General features: G+C 64.3%; 11 protein-coding genes. 5 read left to right on the top strand and 6 right to left on the bottom strand.

Annotation, left to right across the window (positions count from 1 at the left end):
• Window positions 1–135: 135 nt before the first annotated feature.
• Window positions 136–894, top strand: coding sequence for a FadR/GntR family transcriptional regulator (locus QP164_RS06285; RefSeq protein ID WP_333922559.1), 759 nt, complete (start codon window positions 136–138; stop codon window positions 892–894).
• 59 nt (window positions 895–953) lie between these two features.
• Here QP164_RS06285 and QP164_RS06280 read toward each other — a convergent pair whose 3' ends face one another.
• From QP164_RS06280 to QP164_RS06255, 6 genes are all read right to left on the bottom strand, one after another.
• Complete coding sequence (locus QP164_RS06280; protein ID WP_333924197.1) at window positions 954–2,585, bottom strand: alpha-L-fucosidase; 1,632 nt, start codon at window positions 2,583–2,585, stop codon at window positions 954–956.
• 2 nt (window positions 2,586–2,587) lie between these two features.
• Window positions 2,588–3,385 carry an SGNH/GDSL hydrolase family protein gene (locus QP164_RS06275; protein ID WP_333922558.1) on the bottom strand — a complete coding sequence of 266 codons (798 nt, stop codon included), beginning with the start codon at window positions 3,383–3,385 and terminating at the stop codon, window positions 2,588–2,590.
• Window positions 3,385–5,685, bottom strand: a complete 2,301-nt coding sequence (locus QP164_RS06270; RefSeq protein ID WP_333922557.1) for a glycoside hydrolase family 31 protein — start codon at window positions 5,683–5,685, stop codon at window positions 3,385–3,387. Before QP164_RS06270 ends, QP164_RS06275 begins: the two co-directional genes overlap by 1 nt.
• Window positions 5,686–5,936: 251 nt before the next feature.
• Window positions 5,937–8,024: a beta-galactosidase gene (locus QP164_RS06265; RefSeq protein ID WP_333922556.1), complete on the bottom strand. Its 2,088-nt coding sequence runs from the start codon at window positions 8,022–8,024 to the stop codon at window positions 5,937–5,939.
• Between the two features lie 47 nt (window positions 8,025–8,071).
• Complete coding sequence (locus QP164_RS06260; protein ID WP_333922555.1) at window positions 8,072–8,452, bottom strand: alpha-L-fucosidase C-terminal domain-containing protein; 381 nt, start codon at window positions 8,450–8,452, stop codon at window positions 8,072–8,074.
• Complete coding sequence (locus tag QP164_RS06255) at window positions 8,449–9,630, bottom strand: alpha-L-fucosidase (protein WP_333922554.1); 1,182 nt, start codon at window positions 9,628–9,630, stop codon at window positions 8,449–8,451. Before QP164_RS06255 ends, QP164_RS06260 begins: the two co-directional genes overlap by 4 nt.
• Window positions 9,631–10,018: 388 nt before the next feature.
• Here QP164_RS06255 and QP164_RS06250 point away from each other — a divergent pair, with 388 nt between their 5' ends.
• The 4 genes from QP164_RS06250 to mqo all read left to right on the top strand — a co-directional run bounded on the left by QP164_RS06250 (window position 10,019) and on the right by mqo (window position 19,890).
• Entirely contained in the window at window positions 10,019–12,826 is a 2,808-nt protein-coding gene (locus tag QP164_RS06250; RefSeq protein WP_333922553.1) for a TonB-dependent receptor, read from the top strand.
• A gap of 156 nt (window positions 12,827–12,982) precedes the next feature.
• Window positions 12,983–15,910 carry a beta-galactosidase GalA gene (galA, locus tag QP164_RS06245; protein ID WP_333922552.1) on the top strand — a complete coding sequence of 976 codons (2,928 nt, stop codon included), beginning with the start codon at window positions 12,983–12,985 and terminating at the stop codon, window positions 15,908–15,910.
• 120 nt (window positions 15,911–16,030) lie between these two features.
• A complete protein-coding gene (locus QP164_RS06240; protein ID WP_333924196.1) occupies window positions 16,031–17,665 on the top strand; it encodes a DUF5597 domain-containing protein in 1,635 nt (544 codons plus the stop codon).
• 482 nt (window positions 17,666–18,147) lie between these two features.
• Window positions 18,148–19,890, top strand: a complete 1,743-nt coding sequence (gene mqo / locus QP164_RS06235; protein ID WP_333922551.1) for a malate dehydrogenase (quinone) — start codon at window positions 18,148–18,150, stop codon at window positions 19,888–19,890.
• Window positions 19,891–20,010: the final 120 nt, after the last annotated feature.

The following is a 20,010-nucleotide window of genomic DNA, read 5'->3' as shown; positions in this document are numbered from 1 at the left end:
GCGGGGTGGGATGAGATACGGTGCTGGTGAGGCAATCGGGTGCGCTCATGATCTTCGCAGCGTAAAAGTGAGCACCTGTCGTCCGATATGCAGAGGGACGCTTGTAGCGGTCACGAATTTGGGCAACCAAGCCCTATGACCGAACCCAAGCCCACGAAGGTCCGCACGGCGCTGGGCCGCAATCTGACTTACGGTATGCTCGACGCCGTGGGACGCGCGATCGTCACGGGCCATTACGACGGAAAGCGATTTCCTACCGAGGCGGAACTGGCGATCGAGCACGGCGTGAGCCGGTCGGTGACGCGCGAGGCGGTCAAAATGCTGACCGCGAAGGGTTTGCTTTCCGCGCGTCCGCGGCAGGGCACCATCATCCAGCCAAATTCGACCTGGAACCTCTTCGACACCGATGTGCTGCGTTGGCTACTCGAACGGCAGTTTACCTTGCCGCTACTCCGCAGCTTCAACGAGCTGCGCCTTGCGGTCGAGCCGATGGCGGCGCAGCTCGCGGCATTGCACGCCACGCCGTCGGGCATCGCGATGATTGCGGGGGGCTATGCGCGCATGGAGGCGGCCGAGCTCGGCGATGACGATGCGCTCGAGGCCGACATCGTGTTCCACGTTGCGATCCTCCGAGCGTGCGACAACCCGTTCTTCGCGCAGTTCGAGGATCTTGTGTCGACGGCGCTGCGGACCTCGATCCGCTTCACCAACCGGTTCAAGGGCCGCAGCGCAAGCCTGCCCGCGCATAAGGCCGTGCTCGAGGCGATCGCTGCGCGCGATGCGGCTTCCGCCAGCGCCACGATCCGATCGATCATCGAGGACGTTATGATCTTGATCCGGCAGGCCGAGAGCGAGGGCGCGGTGGTCGATCGCGGGGCGGCCCTGCTGGGCTGAGCAGCGCTCCCAATCGTATCCGCGTTGATCCGTGGTCCGTAAGGCGCAGCCCATAATGGTTAGACCAGGCCTCGGCCTTCGATCTTCAGGACAGGGACGAAGCTGTCCCCCGGGTTCGTGGGCATCGTCAGGTGCAGACCGCGCGCGTCGCGGTGATACGCCATGCTGCCGCCGCCGAGCAACGTCACGCGCTCGATCACGCCGTTGGCAAAGCGGTTGCGTCCCAGCGCCTCGATCGTGACGTCGCCCTGCGGCCAGCCCAGGAACAGTGCATAGAGCGCGCCCTTTTTGGTGGTGAACCGCACGTCGCGGGCCGTGAACACGCCCGACGACTGTTCGTTCTGCATCCCAGCCTGAAGCTTTGTCGGGCCTTCGCCGTAGATCCGCCATGGCCGCGAGCCGAAGATCGCTTCGTCGTTGACCGCGATCCAGCGGCTCATGCCGTCGAGGATCTTTTCCTCTTCGCCGTCGATCGAGCCGTCGCCGGGCTGCGGGATCGAGAGCAGCAGATTGCCGTTCTTCGACACGACATCGGCGAGCCGCTGGATCACCTGTTCGGCGGTCTTGTAGCTTTTGTCGTTGAGCCGCGCGACGTTGTAGAACCAGTCGCCGATGCACGTGTCGGTTTGCCACGGCTCGTCCCACAGATGGTCGGTGAATCCGCGCTCGACGTCCTGCACCAGCCCGAACCGTGCATAGGGCTTCAGCTGCTTAGCAGTCAGTACGACGTCGATCTCGCCGTGCCAGGCGATCGAGCGGTTGTAGTAATCCGCCGCTGCCTGGAGCCCGATCGGGCCGAACGGCAGTTCGTAATCGTCGAAATAGCAGAAGTCGGGCTTGTACTTGTCGATCAGGTCGGTCTGGCGGAGCAGCCATTTCGCCGCATAGCCCGGATCGTTCGGCGGCGGCGTCTCGATCCACTGGCCGTCGTTCGCGTCGTGCCATGCATTCATCGCCGCGATCGTGTCGATCCCGTTCGGCAGGACCGCGTGCGCGCCCGTATACAGCTGTTGCGGGTCTAGCCCGTCCCACCATTTGCTATGGCCATCGGCGGTCCGCAGCGTGAACGCGTCGTATCGCTGGCCCTTCAGCGGCCCTGTCGGGTCATAGCCATAGGCAGTCTGATACCAGTGCCAGCTATGCGCCGCATGGTTCGAGACGCCGAACTTGAGCCCGGCCTTCCGTGCCGCCTTTTCCCAGGTGCCGACGACGTCGCGCTTCGGCCCGACGCGGAGCGAATTCCAGGCGTGATAGCGGCTGTCGTAGCAGTCGAGATTGTCGTGGTGATTGGCGAGCGAGACGAAATATTTCGCGCCGGCCTTCGCATAGCGGGCGATCAGCGCGTCGGGATCCCAGCGCTCTGCGGTCCAGCGGTTCATCACCTCCATCATCCCCGACTTGGTCGGATGGCCATAGGTCTTTAGATGATGTTCGTAGACCGGGTGCCCCTGCATATACATGAAGCGGCCGTACCAGTCGCCTTGCTCGGGCACGGACTGCGGGCCCCAATGCGACCACAGGCCGAGCTTCGCGTCGCGGAACCATTCGGGGTAGCGATAGTGATCGACCAGCGACTGCCAGGTGGGTTGCACGGGACCGCGGGCCAGCCCCATCGGGCTCTGCGCGAGGGCGTGCGTCGCGGGACCGAGTGCGGCGATCCCGGCGAGAACCGAACGGCGGCTGAGATCGATACTCACTTGGCTGCGACGGTCCGACGGATCGCGGCGAGGGCCAGCGGACGCATCACTGCATAGCCAGCGGGAGTCGGGTGGACGCCGTCGCTCGCCAGCCCCGGCTTCATCGCGCCTTCGGGTGTGGCTAGCGCGGTGTAATAATCGACATAGGTGAAGCCGTTCTTCGCGGCATAGGCCTTCAACCAGCTGTTGAGCGCGCGGATCTGCGGCACCGGCTGCTTGTCCCTGCTCCACGGGAAGGCGGCGGCGGGTGGGGTCGACGCGATGATCACCTTGATGCCGTTCGCGCGCGCGAGGTCGGCCATGCTGGCGATGTTGCCGTGGACGATCTCCATCGTCGAGGCGCCGGTGTTGCCGGCGATGTCGTTGGTGCCCGCCATGATATGGACGGCGCGCGGTTTCAGCGCGATCACGTCCTCGCGGAAGCGCACCAGCATCTGCGGCGTGGTCTGCCCGCTGATCCCGCGATCGACCAGTCCGCCAGTGAACAGCGCAGCATCCGCACCGATCCAGTTCTCGGTGATCGAATCGCCCATGAAGACCACGCGGACCGGCGTGTTCGATGCATTCAGCTGTTCGTTCTGCGCGCGGTATCGGCACAATTGGCCGAAATCGCGCGTGAGCGAATGCAGCTTCCACGCCTCCCATCCGGCGCCATCGGTCGGCGACGGATGCGCAGGGCAGGGCGCCGCGACGATCCCGACCGGATCGCCGGCATAGGGATCGCCCGGAACATTGGTCTGCGCTGCCACCGGAAAGGCGACCAGTGCCAGTGCCGCGATGGAAACTGCGCGCATCACTTCGCAGCCACGATCTGGACCAGCGATGCGGCGTCCTGCCCGGTCGGCAGCTTGCCCGACGCGGTCAGCCGCCGGGTCTTGTCGTCCCAGCGCAGCATCGCCTTGCGCCCGCCCTTGGTCCGATAGTCGTTGGTCACGCCGTCATCGTCGTACAGCGCGAAGCTCGCGTCTGCGCCGGGATAGACGCGGATGCTTTCCAGCGCCTGCGCCGTCGCCGTGCTCGGCACCTGGACGCCCATCGGGATGATCGACCCGGCACGTACGAACAGCGGGATCTTGTCGATTGGCGCATTCGCGGTGACGGTCTGGCCGCCCGTGAAGCGCTGGTTGGTCCAGTAGTCATACCATTCCGCACCGGCCGGCAGATAGACCTGACGGCTGGTCTTGCCCTGTTCGGTGACGGGGGCGACCAGGAAGGCGGGGCCGAACATATATTCGTCGCCCATGTCGGCGACGTTGGGATCGTTCGGGAAATCCATGAACAACGCGCGCATCATCGGCGCATTGCTCTCGTACGTGTGGCGGCCGAGCGAATAGATGTACGGCATCAGCGCATAGCGCAGCTTCAGGAAGTTCGCGAGGACCGGCTCGGCGGCCGTGCCATATTGCCAGATCGCGGTTGCCGGACGCTGGCCGTGAATACGCAAGGTCGGCGTGAACACGCTGTAGCCGAACCAGCGCGTGAACAGCTCGGGGTAGTCCGCGTAGTCGGGCGCCATCGCGGTCGCGCCTGCCGGATCGAGCAGCACCGGACGCGTCGCCTTGGGCCCGTTCGGCCATTGCCAGCCACCGATGTCGCTGCCCCAATAGGCCATGCCGCTCGCCGTGAAGCCGAGCCCGGCGGGGACCTGACGGTGCAGCGCTTCCCAGGTCGACTTGATGTCCGACGACCAGAACAGCCCGCCGTTGCGCTGCGCACCGAGATACGCCGCGCGCGACAGGATCAGGTTGCGCATCGTTGGGCGATCCTTCGCCGACCCGTCCGCCACGCTCATCGTGTGGAGCAGCGGGAAGACGTTGTGATAGCGATCACCCGAGCCGATCGAATAGAAGCTGCCATCGGGCACCAGATCGGGCTCGGTCTCGTCGAGCCAGAACCAGTCGAAGCCCTGGCTGGCGATGTTGTCGCGGATCCTGTCCCAGAACCAGTGGCGCGCATCGGGATTGGTGCTGTCGAGCAACGCGCCCGCACGATCGGACCGGATCGGCAGGCCGTCGACGACGTTGCCGTCCTTGTCCTTCAGAAACCAGCCCTTGGTCGACAACAGGTCGAAATACCGCGATTCCTTCTCGAAGCGCGGCCAGACGCTGATGATCGAATGCATCCCCATCGACTTCAACTTGTCGTTCATCCCCTTGGGATCGGGGAAATAATTGCGGTCGATGTCGAGCTGGCCCATGCGCGACCAGTAGAACCAGTCGAGCACCATGATATCGAGCGGCAGGCCGCGGCTGCGATATCCGTTGGCGACGTCGAGCAGTTCCTTCTCGGTCTCGTACCGTGCCTTGCTCTGGATGAGGCCGAACGCGGCCTTGGGCGGCAGCGGCGTGGTACCGGTCAGCGTCGCGTAGCCGGCGTAGATTTCATCGGTGGTGGCGCCGGTGATGACGAAGAACGAGACGCGCTCACCGACCTCCGACTGCCAGTGGGTCGAACTATGCAGGCCGGGGGAAACGGTGGTCGAGGACGGGTTGTCCCAGACGATGCCATAGCCCTTGTTGGTGACCATGAACGGTACGCAGACCGTCTCACCCGCGGGCGCATCGTAATTGTGGCGGCAGTCGATCGTGCGGCCGCGCAGGTCGAGCTTGCCTTCCTGGTTCTGGCCGAGGCCGTAATAATGCTCGTCCGCGGGCGAGGCGAAGCTCGCACCAACGCGGAACGTCTTCTCGCCGTTGACGGTATGCGGCGCCATTTCCCAGCCGGTCATCTGCGTCAGCATAGTGCCGTCCGCCTTGCGGATCGTCACCGACACGGGCGGCAGCGACGGCGCGAAATAGCGCTCCATCTGCGACGGCGCCTTGGGCCAGGGCTTGGCGTCGACCGAGAGCGACAGCGCGGAAGAGACGAAGACGTCGGCGCCTGCGTCGTTACGATGCGTCCAGCCGGCGGCATCGGGCTTGGCGTTGGGACCATCGCCCGGGGGCGCATCGACCTGTTCGCGGTCGGTCGCGATCGTCACGCGGACGATGTTGGGCGCATAGGCCTCGACCGAGACGAGGCTGCCGTTGCGATCGACCGTCGCGATCGGTGCGGCAGTGGCGGCGGTGCCGAGCGTCGCTAGTGAAACCCCCATGGTCAACCGTGCGATTAGCCGCGAAGACCAGCCCCATCGCGACGTGGTGCGGGACTGGTCAGACGATTGCGCGTCGATACGGGCTGGGGAAATGTACATCGAAATCCTCTCCACGGGTCTATGCCCTGACGGTAGCGCTATCTTGGCCGAGACGGTAATTTTGTCGTATAATTGCAGATACGGCGCGCGGATCAACCGTATTCCGCTTCAACGCAAGGCGAAGACCCGGATTGGCCACTTATCGGGCGTCGTTATTGGAGCAGCGCCACGCCGTACGGCGGAAGGTCGAGCCGATCGGTATAGGCTTTGCCGCTCAGAATATCGTGCTGCTTGCCTGCCAAGGCCACACGAGCAGGCGCGGTGTTCGTGTTGACGTACAGCGTCCGCCCATCGACGACGCGCGCGACCACGCCCGGCGGAGTGACCGGGCCACGCTCGATTCCGAGTTCGGTATAGAGCGATCGCACGAGCGGATCGAGAAACGCGCCTTGCGCGGCGGTAGCGAGGTAGATCGCCCGGCCCTTGCCGAAGCGGTTGACCGTGACCGCCGGGCTGGGCTTGGGCGTGTTGGTGAACATCGCCAGCGGTTTGGCCGTGCTCGGTTCGAGCACCTCGTAATAGGGATCGGTGCCGGTCTGTACCTTGCCGTCGAACATGCTCTTCAGCGGTTGCTCGGCGCGGTAGAATTCGTTGGTCCGCACGCCGAACACGTCGGTCAGGCGGCCGGGCAGGGGCGTCTCGAACCATTTGCCGGTCTCGTCGACCTTGGCGGAATAGCCGGTCATAATCACCGTCCCGCCGTTCGCGACATAGCGCCGCACGGCCTCGGCGGTTTCCTTGTCCATCATGTACGCGCTGGGCAGGATCACGAGCTTGTAGCGGTCGATCGCGTCGTGACCGATGTCGATCACCGCAATATCGATGTTGTCGGCGAACAGCGGTGCTAGCGCGGCCTTGGCCTGATCAGGGTAGTTGGTCTTGAAATACTCTTGCATCGTGTTGGGCCCCGGCGGGGGCGAGGTCAGCCAGTTGGTCTGGAACGAATAAGCGATCGCCACCTCAAGCTTGCGGTAGCGCGGGAAGCCCATCGACTTCAGCTTGGCGAATTCGCTGGCGATCTGCCCGAACTCGCCGACCTTCCACGACGGGCGACCGTCATGGTCGACCAGCCCGAACAGACCCTGTTCCTCGCCGCCGCTATGCGAGTTGAAGGTCCAGGCGAGAAACGTCTGCGCGTAGTAGATCAGCCCGAAATACGCCCACATCCGCGACCGGCCCGGCGTCCCGTAATAGCCGCCACCGCCGGCGGTGAACTCGTTCAGCCACATCGGCGTGTCGTGGCCGGCACGGTTGCGCGACACGTCGAGCGCGGCGCCTAATGGCTCGCCCGGATAGAAGCCTTGGCCCCCATAGGTCGAGACCTTGTCCCACGACCGTAGGTAATCGAACCCCTTGGTCCACGCGTCGGGCCAGAAGTTCGACGCGACGGGCAGGTTGGGCGCAAATTGCTTGCGCACCGCTTCGAGGTCGGTGAGCGCGCCGATCGTGTCGTTGGACCAGAAGCGGCGAAGATCGAGATTGCGCTCGTTTGGCCCCGGACCATTGCCATAGGGTAGGTCGACCTCGTCCCAGCTGTTGATCCGACGCGACCAGCGCTGCGTCGCCCAGGCGGTGCTGAGTGCAGCGATCGTCCCGTATTTCTTCTGCAGCCAACCGACGAAGCGTTGCCGATCGGCCGGCGAATACGACATCTGGCCATTGCCGATCTCGTTGGTGTAGCCGATCGCGATCACCGCGGGGTTATGGGCGTAGCGCTTGAGCATCTGCTCGGCGAGCCGCCTGACGAGGCGGCGATAATCGGGATCGCTGATATTGTCCCAATAGCGCGTCGCGGCATTGCGGCGGACGCCGTCCTGCGTGACGAGATCGACGCCGGGATATGTCTTGTGCAGCCAGGTCGGTGCCGGCTGGCCGGGAATGTCGAGGAGCACCTTGATCCCGGCGGCGTGCATCTGATCGAGGATCGCGTCGAACCATTCGAAGGTGAAATGGCCTTCCTGCGGCTCGAACGAATCCCACGACAGATCGCCCATCCGGACCATGGTGAAGCCGGCCTTCTTCATGATCGTGATGTCCTGGCGGATCTGTTCGGGCGAACGATCGATCGGCTGGTAGCAGGTGCCGACGAACAGGTCGCCGTAGCCGGGCCAGTCGGGATGCCCGACGGCACTCTGCGCCTGCGCTGGAACGATGCCGGCAAGCGGAACAGCCAGCGTAGCCGCCGCAAGCATCGCAAACCGCAGGGCGCGGATCAGGGGTGTTTCAAATAGCCTCTCCAAGCTCGTATTCGATCGACGCGCACATCGTGCACGTGCGGTATTTCTGGTCAGGCGAAATCGATCGCGAATGCGCTCGCGTGTCGCGTCGGCAAGGTCGCGGGCAGATCGATCAACAGAGCTTGTCCGGTCTGGCGAAACGCGATGTCCCCGGGGCGGCCGAGCAGGCGCACCCCGCGTACCCGGCGTCGTTCGTGCGGGTTGGGCTGGGCGAGCGACGTGATTACGGTTTGCCCCCGAGGCGTGCCGAGCGTGATCGCGTACAGCGTCTCGCCCTTCGTCGTGAAGCGGATGTCCTGCGGCGTATAACTCGTTTTTTCCGCAAACGCGCCGGCGGCGGCGGTGGTCGGACCCTCGCCATAGATCGTCCACGGGCGCGTGCCGTGGATCGCCTCGCCATTGGCGGCCATCCACGGCGCCAGATCGGTCAACAGCCGGTCGGATTCCGCGGGTAGACCTCGTCGCCGTGCATAACGACGTTCAACAGCAGGTTGCCGTTCTTGCTGACGACGTCCGCGAGCATCGCGACGACCTCGTCTGTGGTCTTGTAGCTGTCGGTCCGGTTGAAGAACCAGTCGCCGTTCGATGTGTCGGTCTGCCAGGCGTGTGGATTGATACCCCTGAGGACGCCGCGCTCGACGTCCTGCACCGCCCAGTCCGTGCTGAACGCGCCCGAGCCCGTATCCTTGCAATTGTAGACCGCGTCCAACTTTCCGGTGCGCGCCGTGCTGCTGTTGAAGAAATGCGCGAGCAGCGAGCGTCCGACCTCGCCGAACGGCAGGCCGCCGTCCGAATAGAGCAGATCAGGCTGGTAGCTGTCGATCAAGTCGCGGATCCGGTCGAACCACATCGCGTGATATGTCGGGTTGGTCGTGTACCAGCTGGCGGGCGTATTGATGAACGGCTCGTCGCGGTTGGTGTGATAGAGATCGGCATAGCGCGGATCGGCGCCGTCATAGGCGACCCCGAGCTTGGGCCAGAACTGATCGTAGAGGTGGTTGGGATACCACCAGCTATAGCTTGCGCCGAGATGCTCGGACACGCCGAAGCGCAGCCCGCGCCGGGTGGCGGCCGCCTTCCATTCGCCGACGATGTCGCGCTTCGGCCCCATTGCGACCGCGTTCCAGCGGTGATGCTTCGATCGCCACAGGTCGAAATTATCGTGATGCACGCCCATCGAGACGAGGTAGCGCGCGCCTGCGGCGGCATAGCGTGCGGCGAGTACGTCGGGATCGAACTTTTCCGCACGCCATAGCGGAATGATGTCCTTGTAGCCGACCTTGGAGGGGTGGCCGTAGGTCTTGACGTGGTGGTCGTAATGCGGGTGCCCGGGGACGTACATGAAGCGTGCGTACCAGTCGCCCTGGCTCGGTACCGCCTGTGGTCCCCAATGAGCCCAGATCCCGAACTTGGCGTCGCGAAACCAGTCCGGTGCGCGATAACCGGCGAGCGACTGTGCGGTGGAATCGAACCGGCCGGGCGTTATGGCGCGATGGAAGAGAGGCGACGGTTTCGTCGCCGCCGGCGATGCGGCGGCACGCGACCGCCCGCTTAGACCCAGCGTCGCTGCTAGCGGTGCTCCCAGTATCTCGCGTTTGCTGAACGTCATTACGCTTCTCCCCACACGCGGTTTCGACAGTCCGGAAAGAGCGTCGATGGAATTACGCCATTGTTACGAAGGTCGGCGCTTAAGTCCTACAATTACAATTTGATACGCTACCTTGCTGGAAGCCTACACCAGCATCGCATGTCAGTTTAGGATCGATTTGGTCGGATATTGACGTAATTCATCGAAACAACTCCGAGTATCGTCATTCCATGTGCGACATTTTTGCCATCGTACCGGATGAATTGTCCGCGTAAATCGAATTAGCATATAAATGATCTAAATCATTCGCTAGGCGCCGCGGACGATACGGTAGCGGCGTGGCCGCGCACGATATCCAAGAGTGAACCGCGGGCGGTCCGTAAGGATCAGACCGATGGAGGAGAGTGTGATGAAGCGTTCCAAGATTAGCGTTGGCAGCATCAAGGGTCTGAGCACGACCGTGTCGCTGCTAGCACTCGTGATAGTCGGTTCGGTAGCGCAGGCGCAGGTCGCAGCACCGCAGGATGGCGCGCCCGCGCCGGTTGCGGATGCTCAGCAGACCAGTGGTACTGCCGCCTCGAGCGCCGATCAGGGCCAAGCAGTCGATACCGCCCCCGTCGCCGCAGAGGGGGGCGACGACATCGTCGTGACCGGCGTCCGTGCGAGCCTTCAGTCCGCCCAGAACATCAAGCGCAACTCGGCGCAGATCGTCGACTCGATCGTGGCCGAAGACATCGGCAAATTGCCCGACCGCAACATCGCCGAAGCCCTGCAGCGCATTTCCGGCATCCAGATCCAGCGCAATTTCGGCGAGGGCAGCTCGGTCGCGATCCGAGGGCTAACGCAGGTCCGCACCGAGCTGAACGGTCGCGACATCTTCACCGCGAGCGGTTCGAGCAACACGCTGAGCCTCGAGGACGTGCCGTCCGAGCTGCTTGCCGGGATCGACGTCTACAAGAACCCGTCGGCGGACCTGATCGAGGATCAGCTCAGCGGCACGATCAACTTCCGCACGCGCAAGCCGTTCGACTTCGACGGCTTCAAGATCTCGGGTTCGGCGACTAACACCTATTACGACCTAATCAAGAAGAGCCAGCCGGCCGCATCGCTGCTCGTCAGCGATCGCTGGAATACCGGCATCGGCGAAATCGGCATCCTGGCGAGCGCGTCGTATCAGAAAACCAATTTCCGCCAGGACACGATCTCGACCGAGCCGTTCTACACGCTCGACGAAAGCAATCCCGGTGACGCCGCGACCGCCGCGCTGCTCGGGCGGACCGGCCAGACCACGACGCTGCCGCACGGCACCGGCATCGGGGAAGTGTTCGGCGATCGCCGTCGCCTCGGCATCGACGTGTCGCTCCAGTGGCGCCCGACCGACACGCTTGAGTTCACCGGTGAGGTGTTCCGCAACGATTACAAGCTGCGCTACTATGGCTACAGCTATTTCGCGTACACCAGCGGAGCGTCGATCACGCCGCTAGCCGGCGCGCCGTTCACCTATGCACCGAATGGCGATTTCCAGAGCGGCACGTTCACCAACGTCCCGATCGGCAACAACACCTCGCTCGGTTCGCGGCATTCGGTGACGACCGATTATTCGCTCAACGGCAAGTGGAAGCCGACCGCCAATCTGACGATCACCGGCGATCTCCAATATGTCGATTCCAAGACCGACAACCTGAACTCGATCGTCGGGCTGAGCGGCGTCGCCACAACGCTGACGCAGGATATTTCCGGCGAGATCCCGTCGTTCCAGATCGCGTCCGCCGATGGCCTCGCGAACCCCGCGACCTACAGCAACGGCTTCGACCTGGATAACCTCAACAACTCGAAGGGTACCGACAAGGTCGGCCGCCTGGACGGCGAGTACCGCTTCGACGGAGGCATCCTGAGCTCGATCAAGGCTGGCTTCCGGTTCGCCGATCGTCGTAACCGGACTAGCGATACCGGCTATCGTTATACCGGGCTGACCGGCGCTGCGACCAATCTCCGTTATGTCGACCTCGGCGGCTTCTTCCGCGGCCAGGCCGACCTGTTCGGGGACATCCAGGCGTTCTCGCTGCCGACCGTCCTCGACTACGACGCCACGCGGGCGTCGCTCGGCATTGCGACCACGCCGAGCTATGTCCCGAGCGGGACCAACACGCAGGCGCAGAAGACCTATACCGGCTATGCGGCGGCGTTCTTCAAGGCGGACGATCTGCCGGTGCCGATCGACGGCAATATCGGCGTGCGCGTGGTCCAGAGCAAGGTCGCGGTCTCGGGCTTCTACCAGCAGGTCGACCTGATTACCGCGCCCGACGGCACTCAGTCGACCGCGGCTCCGACCTTCACCGAGGTCAACGAGGCGACCAAGTACACGTCGGTTCTGCCGAGCCTCAACGTCCGTGGGCGTCTGACCGACCGGCTCCAGCTGCGTTTTGCCGCGTCGAAGAACATCTCGCGCCCGAACTTCAACCAGCTCAACCCGAGCCTGACGATCACCGAGCCCGGCACCGCGCAGATCGACCAGCAGCATGTGACCTCGACCGGCAATCCGTATCTCAAGCCCATGAAGTCGACCAATTTCGACGCCTCGCTCGAATGGTATTTCGCCAAGAGCGGATCGCTGACAGTCGCGGGATTCTACAAGGATATCTCGAACTACATCCAGACGGTCATCACGCCGCGTGACGTAACCTTTACCGACGGCGTCACCGCGACCTACGACGTGACCACCTACAGCAACGCCGCCAAGGCCAAGGTGAAGGGTGCGGAAGTCGCGTATCAGCAGTTCTTCGACTTCCTGCCGGGTCCGCTCGCCGGCCTCGGCGTCCAGGCGAACTTCACCTATGTCGATTCCGAGGCGCCGAGCCCGGCCAGCGACGGTCCGGTGACGCAATTGTCGCTCGAAGGGCTGTCGAAGTATAACTACAACGTGATCGGCATCTACGAGCGTGGGATCGTCTCCACCCGCGTCGCCTATAACTGGCGCAGCGAGTTCCTGGTGACGACGTCGGCCAACGGCACGGGCAATCTGCCGCAGTTCCAGAAAGCGTCGGGGCAGCTCGATGCGTCGATCACCGCCAACGTGACCCCGCATCTGTCGCTGACGCTGAACGGGACCAACCTGACCAACACGGTGCGGTCGACCTATTACGGCATCACCACCCGGCCGCGCGATTCGATCATGAGCGACCGCCAGATCAGCGGCGTGGCGCGCATCACCTTCTGATCCGGCAACGCTGGACGTCGGGGCTGGGCTTGATCTTCGGATCCGGCTCAGCCCCTGACGGGCAGGGAATGATAGACACGGTTATGACAGAGCCGCTGGCTTCGGATACGCAAGCGTAAAGCATGGCCGCTATACGCGCGCTTCGGAGGGGAAACGATGAAGCAGGACCAGCCGACGACCCGGATCAGCCGACGCTTGTTTCTTGCGAATGGTGCAGCGCTTGGCGCGGCGGTAGGTCCTGCTCAGGTCGCGCGCGCTGCAGCGCGTTCCGCCGAACACGGTGCGGGCGCGCTGCCTATGCCGGCGACGCGCGATGCTCTGCCGCTACGCGCGCCGGTCGAGGATCCGGGCCGGCTGCTGCTCGACGGCGGCTGGCGGTTTCATCTCGGCGACATACCGATGCCCGAGATTCGCGGGCATGGCTGGTCCTACAACAGCGCGAAGGCCGGACAGGCACAGGGTGCCGCGGCCCTATATTATGACGATTCGGACTGGCCCGAGGTCGCATTGCCGCACGACTGGGCCATGGCGATGCCCGTCGCCGAAAGCGCCAACGTCTCACAAGGCTATCGCCGCCGCGGTTTCGGCTGGTACCGGAGGGCGTTGCGGCTCGATCCGCAGGATCGCGGGCGGTATCTCGAAATTCAGTTCGGCGGGATCGCGACGAACGCGACGATCTGGTTCAACGGATCGGTCGTCGCGCACAATTGGAGCGGCTACAATTCGGTTTATGTCGATATCACCGACCTTGCACGCTACGGCGACGATCTGAACACGATCGTCGTGCGCGTCGATGCGCAGACGATGGAAGGCTGGTGGTACGAGGGCGCAGGGCTGTACCGCCACGTCTGGCTGGTGAAGCGCGATGCCACACACATCACCACCGATGGTATCCATGCCGATCCGCGCCGCGGACCCGACGGCGCATGGTCCGTCCCGGTCACCGCGACGCTCGGCAATATCGGCAAGGACGCGGCCGCGGTCACGATCGAAGCGACGTTGATCGATCCCGACGGCCGCGTGATCGCGACGCAAACCGCCGGCGGGACGGTGCCGTCGCTCGCCCCGACCGACGTTGCACTCACTCTCTCGGTAGCGGCTCCCCGGCTTTGGTCGGTCGAGACGCCGACGCTCTATACACTGCGGACCAAGCTGATTCGCGCGGGAAAGACGGTCGACGAGCGGACGCTCCGGATCGGCTTCCGTACGCTGCGGTTCGATGCTGCGACCGGGTTTTACCTCAACGACCGCCCGCTCAAGATCAAGGGGACGTGCAACCATCAGGATCATGCCGGCGTCGGCGTCGCGGTGCCCAATGCGCTGTGGGACTGGCGGCTCCGGCGTCTGAAGGATCTGGGCTGTAACGCGATCCGGTTTTCGCACAACGCGATCGCGACCGAGGTGTTGGATGCCTGCGATCGCCTGGGTTTCCTGGTGATGAGCGAGAACCGCAACTTCAACACCAGCCCCGATTATATCGCGCAGCTGCAATGGCTGGTGCGGCGCGATCGCAACCGGCCCAGCGTCATCATGTGGTCGGTCTTCAACGAGGAGCCGATGCAGGGCACGCCCGCCGGCTATGAAATGGTCCGTCGCATGTCGCGGACCGTCAAGGCACTCGACGACAGCCGCCCGGTGACCGCGGCGATGAACAGCGGGATGTTCGCGCCCGTCAACGTCAGCCAGGCGGTCGACCTGGTCGGCTTCAATTACCAGCGCGACCAGTATGACCGGTTCCACGCCGCCAATCCGACGCTGCCGATGATCAGTTCGGAGGACACGTCGAGCTTCATGACGCGCGGCGCGTGGACGACCGACCGGGCTGCGCACGTCATGGCATCCTATGACGAGGAGCCGGCCGACTGGGGCAGTACGCACCGCGCCGGCTGGAAATCGATCGCCGAGCGGCCGTTCGTCGGCGGGACGTTCGTGTGGACCGGGTTCGACTATCACGGCGAACCGACACCGTTCGAATGGCCGTCGGTGAGCAGCTATTTCGGGATCATGGACCTGTGCGGGTTTCCCAAGATGGCCTTTTATCTCCACCGCGCGCAGTGGATCGACGACGTGCCGCTGCTCGACCTGATGCCGCATTGGAACTGGCCGGGCCGCGAGGGCCAGCCGGTCAAGGTGATGGCGCTGACCAACGTCGATACGGTGCGGCTGCTGCTCAACGGTACGGTGATCGGCGAGCAGGCGGTCGATCGTTTCACGATGCCGCAGTGGCAGGTTTCCTATGCGCCGGGGCGGCTGGAGGCGATCGGCTATCGCGGCGGGCGCGAGGTCGTGCGCAGCGTGGTCGAGACGACCGGCGCGCCGGTCGCGCTTCGGATCACGCCCGATCGCCGTGTGATGGCCGCCGATGGCGAGGACGTGCAGCCGTTTACGATCGATGCGGTCGATGCGCGCGGACGCCATGTGCCGACCGCCAACCTCCCCGTCGCGTTTGCGGTGACCGGGGGCACGATCATCGGGCTCGGCAACGGCGATCCGATCAGCCACGAGGCCGAGCAAGGTGACAGGCGAGCGCTGTTCAACGGCCTGGCGCAGGTCATCGTGCGCGCCGAGCAGGGCGGGGCAGGGGCGCTGTCGCTCAAGGCGACGTCGGCCGGTCTGCGCAGCGCGACGACTACGGTCCGCCTGCTGGCAACCGCACCCCGGCCGAGCGTACCGACCACCGCAGCGACGCTCATGGTGCAGGACTGGCGGCAATCGCCGGCGTTCGAGACCCGGCCGTCGCCCAACATCGTGCTCGCGGACAACGACATGAACAGCTGGCTGTTCGTGCGGGCGGGCGAGATCCAGCCGGCGCAGGGTCGAGGGACCTGGAGCGTGTTGCGCGCCAAGGTCACGCCGCGTCGGCCGGTGCGGGAACGCGGCGGTAAGCTGGTCTTCCAGGGCGTCGTCGGTCGTGGCGAAGTTTGGATCGACGGCAAGCGTGTCGGAACGAAGGCCGGGTTCGCACCGGCGACCGTCATCGTGCCGATGCCTGCGGGCGAAGGCGAACGGATCGTTACCGTCCTGCTGGAAAGCAACGGCACGCAACCGTCGGGGCTGGGGGGCATCGTATTCGTAGAGGAATGACGCGGTGAGCGTGCGCGCGTCACGCCGATAGCCGGTGCGGAACGCAAGTATTTCGGTGTCGATCGGCAGGGGATTTCCGGTCGGCGCCGCTTCGAGAAAAAGGACATAGTGATGGTTCGTATGAAGAAAATGCTCGCGGGCTTGGCTCTTTCCGCATGGTTGATCGCTGGCATCGCGTCGGCACAGACGACGACCGAGGTACCGCGCATCGTCACCAAGGGCGGCCGACATGCGCTGATGGTCGATGGCGCGCCGTTCCTTATGCTGGGCGCGCAGGTCAACAACAGCAGCAACTATGCGTCCGCACTGCCGCAGATATGGCCGATGCTCGACCGGATGCATGCGAACACCGTCGAGATCCCGATCGCCTGGCAACAGGTCGAGCCGGTCGAGGGCAAGTTCGACCTGTCGTTTCTCCAGACGCTGCTCGATCAGGCGCGCGCGCATGACAAGCGCGTCGTGCTGCTCTGGTTCGGGACGTGGAAGAACACCTCGCCTGGCTACACGCCCGACTGGTTCAAGGCTGACAACCGCCGTTTTCCGCGGATGAAGCTGAAGGACGGCACCGACCATTATGTCCATTCGCCGATGTTCCGCGCGACGCTGGAGGCGGACAAGCGCGCGTTCGTCGAGGTGATGAAGTACCTCAAGGCGCATGATCCGCAGAACACGGTGATCATCGTCCAGCCCGAGAACGAGGTCGGCAGCTATCGCTCGCCACGCGATTACGGCGCCAAGGCCAGTGCGGTGTTTGCCAAGCCGGTGCCCGCCGAACTGGCGAAGGCGCTGAAGAAGCCGGGCGGAAGCTGGACGCAGATGTTCGGTGCGCAGGCGGATCGCGCGTTCAACACCTGGCATACCGCGCGCTTCGTCGATGAGATCGCGGCGGCGGGGAAGGCGATCAAGCCGTTGCCGATGTACGTTAATGCATCGCTCGCCGGGCCGTCGAACGTGCCCGATCCAACCGGCGTGGCGAGCGGCGGGCCGCAGCAGGACGTGCTGGATATCTGGAAGGCGGCGGCGCCTGCGATCGATTTCCAGGCGCCCGACATCTACGACCGCGATGCGGCCCACGTCGCGCTGTACCTTGACGCCTATGCCCGCCCCGACAACGCGCTGATGGTGCCCGAGATCGGCAACGCGAAGGAATTTGCGCGTTTCTTCTACGCGGCGCTCGGCCGCGGCGCGATCGGCTATGCGCCCTTCGGGATGGATGACACCGGCTATTTCAATTACCCGCTGGGGGCGAAGGCGCTCGACGACGAGACCGTCGATGCGATCGGGCTGAAATACGCCGCGCTGTCGACGATGGCGCGCGACTGGGCGAAGATCGCGTTCGAACATCCCACGTGGGGTGTCGCCAAGCCTGACGAAAGCGCGGGGCAGGCCGCAGTCCAGTCGGTCACGATGGGCGACTGGACGATCGGCACCAGCTATGGCGAATGGCAGTTCGGGCAGAAGGACTGGACGTGGATCAAGTCCGAGCCGCCGGTCTGGGCGAAGGAGCCAGTCGGCGGTGTCGCGGTCGCGCATCTGTCGCCGAACGAATTCCTAGTGGTCGGCGATCATGTCCGGTTGAACTTCGGGACCGCGAAGGGTGGCCCCGCGAACGGCTCGGTATTTCGCGTCGAGGAGGGCCGCGTGGTCGACGGACGCTGGGTGATGAGCCGCATGTGGAACGGCGATCAGACCGATTACGGGATCAACCTCCTCACCCCGGTCATTCTTAAGGTGACGATGGGGCGCTACAAATAGCGATCGCGGCGCGGCTGATCGTCGCGCGGGGACACGCTGAACGCTATCAGTTTCCTGGTGCTGTCGGCAGGGTAAGGCAGCACCAGAAGCTGATGTGCGCGTCTGTACGGCTGGGCGCGGCGCGGTTTTCAGACGCAAGTAGAAGGGGACGATATAGCGTCCTTCGCCTGAACGCCGGTGGGTCGGAGAAGGGGATAGACGACGAGGCTAGGGCCCCCGCCGTGCGCGCTAACCTTGCGTAAAGCGCCCTAGAATGCCATATCCGGCATGGATAGTCGCCGCTTACCATAGACATGGCGACACCCAGACATTCCGACGACAGATTAGGCGAGGACTTGGAGCATCAGCTGTGCTCGGTCGTCGGCCTCGTGCTGTCGGTTCCGTTTCACACATGCTCCCGACGATAACCAGGTGATGGACGATCGCCTTTCGCCGTTTGACCGGTGAAAAGCGCGCGAGGCCAGCCGCAACGAGAAGGTAGCATGGTGCCGCGCGACATGAACAACGATAACTCACATTCCACGACCATTTCGGCCGCAGATCCGGCCGGTGCCGCGGCAGGCGTAACGCGGCGCGGCCTACTCGGCTCCGCGATCGGCGCGGGCGTCGTTGGCGGGGCTTCGATGCTACCGCTGGCGCAAGCCGATGCCGCGACGACCGAGCGCAACGTCGACGTGCTGCTGGTCGGCGGCGGCATCATGAGCGCGACGCTCGCGGTGCTGCTCCACCAGCTCGAACCGACCTGGACTATCGAGCTGATCGAGCGTCTCGACAAGGTCGCCGAGGAGAGCTCGAACGGCTGGAACAACGCCGGCACCGGGCATTCGGCGCTGTGCGAGCTGAACTACACGCCGGTCAACGCGGCGGACGGACTGGTCGAGATCAAGAAGGCGATCGAGATCAACGAGCAGTTCCAGGTCACGCGCCAGTTCCTGAGTCATCAGGTCAAGGCCGGGATGCTCGCCAACCCGCGCTCGTTCATCAACTCGACGCCGCACATGAATTTGGTGTGGGGCGACGCAAACGTCGAATTCCTGCGCAAGCGCCATGCCGCGTTGCAGGCGAGCCCGCTGTTCTCGGGGATGGAATTTTCGACCGATCGCAATCAGATCGCACAGTGGGTGCCACTGATGATGCAGGGCCGCGACCCGGCGATGAAGCTCGCCGCGACGCGCTCTCCGCTCGGCACCGACTGCAACTGGGGCGAAGTGACTCGCCAGTATATCAAGACGATGACCGCGCAGCCGGGGTTCACGCTGACCACCGGGCATGAAGTGCGCTCGCTCGAACGTAACGCCGACAAGCGCTGGCGGGTGACCGCGCGCGACGTGAAGAGCGACGAGAAGCAGATCATCAACGCGCGCTTCGTGTTTGCGGGCGCGGGCGGCGGCGCGCTGCCGATTCTGCAGAAGTCGGGGATCCCCGAGGCCGACGATTATGCCGGCTTCCCGGTCGGCGGGTCGTTCCTGGTAACCGAGAAGCCCGCGGTCGCGCAGGCGCATCTCGCCAAGGTGTACGGCAAGGCGGCGGTCGGTTCGCCGCCGATGTCGGTGCCGCATCTCGACACGCGCTATCTCGATGGCAAACAGGCACTGCTGTTCGGGCCGTTTGCGACCTTCTCGACCAAGTTCCTCAAGGAAGGCTCGTATTTCGATCTGCCGGCGTCGGTGACGCTCGACAATTTCCGGCCGATGATCGCGGTCGGCTGGGACGATTTCGACCTGGTCGAGTATCTCGCGGGGCAGCTGATCATGTCGGATGCCGACCGGATGACCGCGCTGCGCGAGTATTTTCCGGGCGCGAAGGATGGCGACTGGCGGTTGTGGCAGGCGGGCCAGCGCGTGCAGATCATCAAGCGTGATCCCGAGAAGGGCGGAGTGCTCAAGCTCGGCACCGAGATCGTCGCGTCGAAGGACGGCTCGATCGCCGCGCTGCTCGGTGCATCGCCGGGGGCGTCGACCGCGCCGTCGATCATGCTCGATCTATTGAAGAAGGTGTTCCCGAACCATCTCGCGACCGCGGCGTGGCAGGGGAAGATCCGTGAGATCGTGCCGAGCTATGGCACCGCGCTGAACGACCATCCCGCGGCGATCGCCAAGACCTGGGCGTCGACGGCCGAGACGCTGCAACTGACGGTGCCGTCGCCTGCGGTGTTCGTCGCGACCCAGCCGAAGCCGGCGGCAACGCGGGTGAAGGTGGACCGGAGCCCTGATCTGGCGCTTTGAGTAAGGCAGTCGGAGCCTACTAATTCTCCCCCGCCAGGGGAGGTGGCACCGATGGTGACGGAGGGGGCGGACACGGAACCTCGGTTTCCCTTTCCTCCCCCTCCGCCTGGCAAGCGTCAG

The sequence above is a fragment of the Sphingomonas sp. LR59 genome, from assembly GCF_036855945.1.
Classification (GTDB): domain Bacteria; phylum Pseudomonadota; class Alphaproteobacteria; order Sphingomonadales; family Sphingomonadaceae; genus Sphingomonas.
This window is presented reverse-complemented; position numbering and strand designations above follow the sequence as displayed.

Bases quoted from the DNA above. Each gene is read 5' to 3' on its own strand.
- QP164_RS06250 (WP_333922553.1), top strand. From the start codon at position 10,019: ATGAAGCGTTCCAAGATTAGCGTTGGCAGCATCAAGGGTCTGAGCACG.
- QP164_RS06270 (WP_333922557.1), bottom strand. From the start codon at position 5,685: ATGGGGGTTTCACTAGCGACGCTCGGCACCGCCGCCACTGCCGCACCG.
- QP164_RS06285 (WP_333922559.1), top strand. From the start codon at position 136: ATGACCGAACCCAAGCCCACGAAGGTCCGCACGGCGCTGGGCCGCAAT.
- QP164_RS06275 (WP_333922558.1), bottom strand. From the start codon at position 3,385: ATGCGCGCAGTTTCCATCGCGGCACTGGCACTGGTCGCCTTTCCGGTG.
- galA (WP_333922552.1), top strand. From the start codon at position 12,983: ATGAAGCAGGACCAGCCGACGACCCGGATCAGCCGACGCTTGTTTCTT.
- mqo (WP_333922551.1), top strand. From the start codon at position 18,148: ATGGTGCCGCGCGACATGAACAACGATAACTCACATTCCACGACCATT.
- QP164_RS06255 (WP_333922554.1), bottom strand. From the start codon at position 9,630: ATGACGTTCAGCAAACGCGAGATACTGGGAGCACCGCTAGCAGCGACG.
- QP164_RS06240 (WP_333924196.1), top strand. From the start codon at position 16,031: ATGAAGAAAATGCTCGCGGGCTTGGCTCTTTCCGCATGGTTGATCGCT.